The organism is Candidatus Stygibacter australis, from assembly GCA_030765845.1.
In the GTDB taxonomy this organism is placed as follows: domain Bacteria; phylum Cloacimonadota; class Cloacimonadia; order Cloacimonadales; family TCS61; genus Stygibacter; species Stygibacter australis.
In genome coordinates this window covers 1-7,442 of record JAVCDJ010000237.1, presented here as the reverse complement: position 1 = coordinate 7,442, position 7,442 = coordinate 1, and the positions used below count along the sequence as shown (strand labels likewise).

General features: G+C 36.9%; 7 protein-coding genes and 3 tRNA genes. 4 read left to right on the top strand and 6 right to left on the bottom strand.

All coding sequences use genetic code 11. The features are described 5' to 3' along the window. The 5 genes from RAO94_12250 to RAO94_12230 form a co-directional block, all read right to left on the bottom strand. On the bottom strand, window positions 1–998 hold a 998-nt coding region (locus tag RAO94_12250), incomplete at its 3' end, for a translation initiation factor IF-2 N-terminal domain-containing protein (GenBank protein MDP8323111.1). Continuing rightward, on the bottom strand, window positions 998–1,357 hold the full coding sequence (locus RAO94_12245) for a ribosomal L7Ae/L30e/S12e/Gadd45 family protein (GenBank protein MDP8323110.1): 360 nt from the start codon (window positions 1,355–1,357) through the stop codon (window positions 998–1,000). The genes RAO94_12245 and RAO94_12250, both read right to left, overlap by 1 nt. After that, window positions 1,315–1,551: a DUF448 domain-containing protein gene (locus RAO94_12240; GenBank protein MDP8323109.1), complete on the bottom strand. Its 237-nt coding sequence runs from the start codon at window positions 1,549–1,551 to the stop codon at window positions 1,315–1,317. Before RAO94_12240 ends, RAO94_12245 begins: the two co-directional genes overlap by 43 nt. Next, on the bottom strand, window positions 1,551–2,783 hold the full coding sequence (gene nusA, locus RAO94_12235) for a transcription termination factor NusA (GenBank protein MDP8323108.1): 1,233 nt from the start codon (window positions 2,781–2,783) through the stop codon (window positions 1,551–1,553). Before nusA ends, RAO94_12240 begins: the two co-directional genes overlap by 1 nt. Continuing rightward, a complete protein-coding gene (locus tag RAO94_12230) occupies window positions 2,780–3,274 on the bottom strand; it encodes a ribosome assembly cofactor RimP (GenBank protein ID MDP8323107.1) in 495 nt (164 codons plus the stop codon). Before RAO94_12230 ends, nusA begins: the two co-directional genes overlap by 4 nt. Before the next feature lie 698 nt (window positions 3,275–3,972). Here RAO94_12230 and RAO94_12225 point away from each other — a divergent pair. From RAO94_12225 to RAO94_12215, 3 genes are all read left to right on the top strand, one after another. Next, a tRNA-Pro gene (locus tag RAO94_12225) sits at window positions 3,973–4,050 on the top strand. Window positions 4,051–4,080: 30 nt separating this feature from the next. Beyond that, window positions 4,081–4,156: transfer RNA gene (locus RAO94_12220), tRNA-Val, on the top strand. 17 nt (window positions 4,157–4,173) lie between these two features. Beyond that, a tRNA-Val gene (locus RAO94_12215) sits at window positions 4,174–4,249 on the top strand. Between the two features lie 485 nt (window positions 4,250–4,734). Here the strand turns inward: RAO94_12215 and RAO94_12210 are convergent. After that, window positions 4,735–5,037 (bottom strand): hypothetical protein, encoded by a 303-nt coding sequence (locus RAO94_12210; protein MDP8323106.1) that lies wholly within the window; start codon window positions 5,035–5,037, stop codon window positions 4,735–4,737. Between the two features lie 897 nt (window positions 5,038–5,934). Here RAO94_12210 and RAO94_12205 point away from each other — a divergent pair. Continuing rightward, on the top strand, window positions 5,935–7,442 hold a 1,508-nt coding region (locus tag RAO94_12205; GenBank protein ID MDP8323105.1), incomplete at its 3' end, for a hypothetical protein.

Here is a 7,442-nt window from a genome sequence, read left to right as displayed (position 1 = left end):
TGCTGATTTTTGTCTTCTTTTCTATATTTCTTCTTCTTAGGATTCGAAGCAAGAGTCCTCTTGATGTTTTTGGAAATTGCGGCTTCTTCAAGCTCAGTAGGTACAATTTTGCTTTTACGGGTACCCTGCTTAAAGTTTCTGATCTTTGCCTTAAGATGTTTATCTTTTTGTCCAAAATTCTCTTTTTTCTTTTTCGGTTCCTTCTTAACTATTTCACGGTTTGTAGCAGCAATATCACTTGAAGTATCTGTACCCGGTTTTGCCCCTGGTCTTGGTCTTCCTCCAGGTCTTTGTGGACGGTCACCAGGTCTCGAAGGACGTTCACCGGGTCTCGAAGGACGATCACCAGGTCTCGAAGGACGGTCACCAGGTCTGGGTGGACGGGCATTATATCCGCCGCTTCTATCTCCAGTATTCCTCGGTGTATAGGTAGAAGTTCCGCGTCTATCAGTTGATTGACGATTATCATTATATCTTCTGGTATCTTGTCCTCTGTTTTGAGAAGTTTGCTGAGGACGACCCCGATTATCTCCACCCCTGGTATCTGCAGGTTTGCTAGTGGATCGAGGCATTGTCCGTTCTGGAGCCGAAGAACCAGTTCTGCGTGGTGGACGTTGTCTTTGTGTTTCCTGAGGTTTGGAATCTGTTGTTTTCTTAGGTTCCTTTTTGGTTGGATGCTCAACCCATTGAGCAGGTGTTTCTTCTCTTTCTCTGGTTCGTGGAGGTGTAGGCTTTGCCTGAGGACGCATTTGAACCAGTTTGCTTTCATTGCGATTACGGGTTTGCACAATCTTTTCCTGATAATTTCTTCTATCAAGTTCTCGTTGGCGAACTGCCGCTTTTTCTGCATTAAACCTGGCTCGTATCTTCAGTTCTATATCGTCTTCTACCTTACTCATCGGGCTCTTAATATCCACACCCATATCCTTAAGGTGCTTCATCAAGGCAGATGATGAAATCTTAAATTCTTTTGCTAATTCTCTTACCCTGATTGCCATCAAACCTCCCAGTTTGTTTCATTCTCAGTTCTTTTTGCCAGTTTCTTCACAATTCCACTGGCAAAATTCCGGTCACTTATTGATAAAATTCCTGTCTCTCGCCGATTAAACAATCTTCCCAGCTTCAATTTTGTGCTGTAGCAATACGTCGGAATTCCCTTTTCTTCACATTTACTTAAAATCTTTTGCCTGGAGTTAGCTGCCAGGTCTTCACTATATATGATCATAAATATTTTTTTCCTGGATAGAAGTCGGAGCGTGGCATCAATACCGCACACCAGCTTTCCAGCTTTCATACAAAGCTGCAAGAGGCTGTCTATGCCTTTTTCTGTTTCCGTTTCCGATACCTTTGTACCCATTTTTCTATTTTCTCCACACATTCTTTTGCTTCGCAGCAGTAATATCCTCTGCCAGATAAAACCCTGTGGGGGTCAATCACATATTTGCCCTTGAGCAGCACCAAACGAAGTAATTTTCCCTGATCAGTTTTCTGACGGCAGATCACACACGTCCGTTGAGGTATATGACCCGCATGAGATGCTTGATTGGGCATTAGAAATACTCTGCTGACTCCTTCAATTTCTGGGCTGTTTTCTTGCCTAAACCTTCAAGATTGCATAATTCATCTACGCTGGCTTCAAAAACATCCTGCACTGAAGTATAGCCATATCTCTTTAATATTTCTGCCAGCTTTGAGGTTACTCCATCAAGATCACTGATGTGACTCGTTACGCGTCGTTCCTCTGCTATCTTGTCCTCAAATTCTGACTCTGTATAAATATCTAATTTAAAATCTGTAAGCTTTGCTGCCAGCTTCACGTTCTTGCCTTTCTTGCCAATTGCTTGATTCTTATTCTTGATATCTACTATCACTCTGGCAAATTTCCCGCGGTCAGCAAGGTAAACCCTTTCCACCAGATCAGGTCCTATCGCATTTGCTACAAGCTGCTCCGGTGAATTATCCCAGATTACTATATCAACCAGTTCATCATTTAGTTCCTTGCGGATAATATCAATCCTCACACCCTTTGGTCCCAGGCAGGCAGCGGTCGGATCGATTGCCTTATTGATTGCTTCCACGGCAACTTTAGTCTTGATCCCTGGTTCACGCACTATCTTTTTGATCACTATTTCCTGAGTGGAAATTTCTGGAATTTCCATTTCAAATAGCTTCATCACAAATTCCGGTGAGGTGCGTGAGAGAATGATCATGGAATCTGTCTTGCGTTTACGAATATCTATCACATAAGCCCGGATCATATCACCCGGTTTATAATATTCTTCATCAATCTGTTCATCTGGTGGTAATAATGCTTCCGCATAACCAATATCAACTGAATATCCATTATAATCAGATTTTGTCACTTTTCCCATGACGATCTGGTTCTTTTGACGCTCAAAATCACCTCGAATCCTGTCTTCTTCCAATGCCTTCATCCGTTCCAGTATCGAACGCCGGATAGTCTTGATCATTTTTGGCTCAAAATCTATAAGACTCAATTTGGCGGTTATTTTATCACCTAATTCCAGATGCTGATTACGTTCCTGAGCTTCTTCCAGACTGATCTCACCCAGATTCATATCCCGCTCTACCACTATCCTTACAAATCTGATTTCGATGATACCGGTTTTGAAATCAGTGATCACTTCCAGCTCATTTTCAGAAGTCAGCTTCTTGGATACTGCACCATCGATACTTTCTTTGATGATCTCTTCTATCTCTTCCAGTCCCAGCTGTTTCAGATTAGCTAATGCCGCTAATGAACCCATCAAATTCGTACTCATTCTTTCTCCTTCTTCAGATCCGCTTTGCCAGTCTTCAAGTCCTGTTTATAATCAAATAAGGTTTTTGCCTTTTTGATCCTGCTCAATAATACTTCTAATTCTTCGCCATCTTCAAGTAATAATGTGATCCTGTTCTGGTTAACTTCCACAAGTTTCCCCTCTATAAGATCATTTTTCCCTTCTCCATGCACTGTCAGGCTTACCTGCTCATTGATGGCACTCACAAAGTGACTCTTTTTCTTCAAGTCCCGCTCCAAACCAGGAGACGATACTTCCAGAAAATATCTGCCTTCAATCAAATCCTCTTCTTCAAGCTGATGCGCGATCTTTTTGCTGATCTTCTGGCAGGCACTAACCTTCACACCACCCAGACTGGTGACATAGACCAGCAGCAGCTTTCCATGATCTGTAGGCTTAAACTCCAGATCATATAATGCCACTCCCTGTGCCGCACACGCTTCCTTAACAATACTTTCAATTTTTTCCTGCATAGCCTGCCCTATTATATAACGAAACCACTGTCAGGAAGTGGTTTGATTCTCTATGTTTACATCCAATAACTGCATCTGCTTTCTACAGCTATAATATATCAAATTCCAAAAATCATTAATTTTATCGCTCGATTTCTGTCAATAAATTTAATCACTAACGTAGATTAGCTATTCTTTTTAGTTATTTATTTCTCCCCCTTTATTTGAATGATCTAATCCTACCATTTCCATCCTTTATTATCCCACTAATCTCTTCTCCATGAATCTGTAAGATAACCAGTGAGGGATTCTTGTGAGAATAAGGGTAATTACCAGTTAAAAACAGGCATTCCCCTATTTTAGTTAACAATTTTATATAATAAATCGCAGATAATAAAAGATTTACAGGTGACTATATTTTGCGATTCTTTTTAACCCTGAAAGGGTGTTACTATGAATAGCCATGGGTGAAACACATGGGACAAATGAACGCAACTGATCCCTACCCCTTCCCGCTTTCGGCAAAGCGGGAAGGGGTGGGGCTTTAGATATCTTTTCAAGCCATGGGTTAAAACCCATGGATAATAGGCTTCGCCGTAGTTCAACCCTTTCAGAGTTTTTTTATCAACCGGATGATATCCAAATTTCGGGGAGATGAGTAATTAAGTTAAAAATTCTTGACAGCAAAATGTCGGTTAAAACTAATGTCTTTCACTTGTCGGGGCGTAGCGCAGTCCGGTTAGCGCACTGGTTTTGGGAACCAGGGGTCGGAGGTTCGAATCCTCTCGCCCCGACCAGATTTTTTATAAGTGGTAATTATCAGATATGGGCGTTTAGCTCAGTTGGGAGAGCGCCTGCCTTACAAGCAGGATGTCGGGGGTTCAAGTCCCTCAACGCCCACCATATCTGCCTATAAAACAGGGCGTTTAGCTCAGTTGGGAGAGCGCCTGCCTTACAAGCAGGATGTCGGGGGTTCAAGTCCCTCAACGCCCACCATAATTTTAGCCGTTGCTTGCAGCGGCTTTTTTTTATAGCCAGCTAAGTGATGATTAAATCCTTTTACTATAATATATGTAAAATCAATTTGGCTTCTGGCAGATGAAAAACTATTGGAAGAGAGAGTAAAAACAGATAAGGACTTTTATTTAGGTGCTTCAGATGAAGGGAAAATGATAACACACTATCTGCAAAGAAGTTTTCATATTAACAAAGAAATTGAGAATTTTCCAAAGTAAACAAAATTGATGTAATTAAAATTAGTAAAGGTGAGAGTTCAGAATTTATTCTAAAAAAATGTTTAAAATAGTTAGAATTGAGAAGGTAAATAATAATGAAAAACATTTAACAAATTCTAATAAGATTCTTTTCAGAAGTTTATTATACTCTTTATCAGATTATTACATATCTATAGAAGCAATTTAGAATGTTAAATTGTTGGCAAAAAGATAGAGATGATTGTAGTGAGTTTTGTCAACTATTATTTATACTGGCATCCCCCAGTTTTTCATCTGAATTTTATCCTCAACTCTCCAGAATAATTTATAAATAATCAGTTCCTTAAAAATGATTGTTTCTCTACTCCCATTAAGATATCTGATCGTGTATAGGCAGGAATAACCTTCCTTTTTTTTAAGTAAATTGCATATCTCAGCCGCACAGGCAAAATTGCTCCGGAAAATTTTCTGGATTGCCTCAAAATCCCCACTGTATGCCTTAAAGAAGCATACTGGCAGCATACTGGTAACAAAGGGGCAGTCTATAGGTAGTGCAAGGCTGAACGGCATGACACATAGATGTTATGCCGTTCAGCCTTGCCTTGCTTACTTCTTGCCCCTATATTGCCAGAAGGTTAAAAGTAAGTTAGCATAATGGGTTCTTTTATTATGGAAAAACTATCAATTGCATTTTAAATTGGTACAGTTTTGGCACTCGTAACTGGTACAGATTTTCAGTTAATTTTGCCCTTCATTCTATAATTGTCACCAGCCATAACTACCGGTTTAGCATGATGAATTAAACGATCCAATATCACCGTTGCTATTACTTGATCTCCAAATGTACCGCCCCATTCTTTTAATAATATATTTGATTACTTTTGTAAAAGAGTTTATACTTTTGGACTTACTTATAAAGGAAAATTGAAAATTAAGTTTTATGAAAATATTTTAATTCGTTTCCAGGCAACAAGAAGACCCATTATCTGAGGACGAAGAAGAGGACTTCTTATTACTTACATTCAACGCCAACTTTACCTGCTCATAAATCAGAGCGTTTCGTTCAGTTGGGAGAGCGCTTGCCTTACAAGCAAGATGTCAGGAGTTCAAGTCCCTCAATGCCCACCATAATTTTAGCCGTTGCTTGCAGCGGCTTTTTTTTATTGACAAATATCACCATATTATTTTTGATTACATATATTTTAATTCATGAAAATATATGATATATATATCAGTGATTATACGGGAGTTAAAGTTTACATACTACTGAAACATATATATATTACTAAAGAAGGTATCAAAAAACTTAAGGATTATTTTGATGAATTAGACTTTGAAGAATGATGGATTTATTAAAAAAGCATAGAATTTTAGCTTATTGTACAATGGGAGTATTACCTGTAGATGGATATGTACAATAATAAAATTGAAGTGAGTAAATTGTTATACTCACATTAAGGAGTAAGGATGAAATTTAGGGATGTTATAAAAAATAAGCCTTACTGGCATCGTTTGGAGCTTATTATTGAAGATGGTAAAAACTCTTGGTTAAGAGAATTAGGTAAAAATGATTTTATTCATTCGCAAAATATTGAAAAGATCCTTGATAATCTTGTGCCTGACGATATAAAAGTCAATCAACAATTATTCGATCCAGGTGAAATTTATTTATTACTAGCTTCCGTATACTTACATGACATAGGAAGAAGAAAATCAACATTACATCATGAAATAGAGAGTTTTAATGAAATTAAAAAGAATTATCGCATTTATAATTTAAGTAATAGGTTTGAAGCAAATGCAATTGCACAGATTTGTGCTGCACATGCATCAGAAGATGTTTGGCCTATTAGTAAATGTGACAATAACTATGGAATTGTAGAACTCAGTGAAACAGGAAAACCGTTTAATTTACAAAAGCTTGGAGCATTATTGAGAATAGGAGACGAGCTTGAAAATACATATGCGAGAGTAAACGGGATCACAAGTGAAGCTAATTCTATTAGACATATCATAAGGTTTATTAACCCAATAATAAAAAAAGGAATAATTGAATTACAAACAGAACCAAAATCTTGCGAGGAGCTTGAAATACTAAATGAAATAAGAGATTACACCGACAAAAGGCTAAATGAAGTAACACAATACCTTAGAACAATTGGTCTGGAATACTATCAGGTTTGGTTAAATATTGGGGATTTTAAGCCAACATTAGAATTAGAGAAAATTAGTGGTAATATTACAGATACTATTGAAGATATAGCATTATTAGTTCAATTAAAAGCTCAAAATGTTGACATTTTTAGAAAAATAAGTAATTGTGAAATAAGCATCTATTGCGAAAATACGCTTTTTAGTAATGTCAAAAATAAAACAGGCATATTTGTTTTAAATGAAATCACAAAGCCTATTGCATTAGAATTAAAAGGAGCTATCAACCATTTGTTAAAGCAAAAAGAATTGCATAATTCATTGATTATTACAACAACTCAAGTCTCAGAAACTATTCTTAATATATTAAATGTTGATTCAATTACAGTTTCAACTTATGATTCTTTTTTTAGAAATTTCATTTCATTCAAATTAGCATTCGAAACTCTAATAAAAAAATATGAATCACACGACATTTTTACTAATAATCTTTTCGTTGATCTAAACGCCTATACTGATTTAAATCCAAATACTTTCAATCTACATTCTTATATATCTGATTGGCAACATATTAAACAATCAGTTCATTTAACTCTTCTTGGTGAATTTGGCTCTGGCAAAACTACTTATTGTGAATATCTGAATTATACATTGATGAAAAAATATTTAGAAGGAGATCTAATTTCAAGAATACCAATTTTGATAAAATTAAAGAATTTTGGTAATTTATCTTCAATTGAATCTGCAATAACAGATCATTTTGTAAATAAACTTGGTTTAGACCTGAGCTATGAAATTTTTGACATGCTTAACAAATCTGGGAA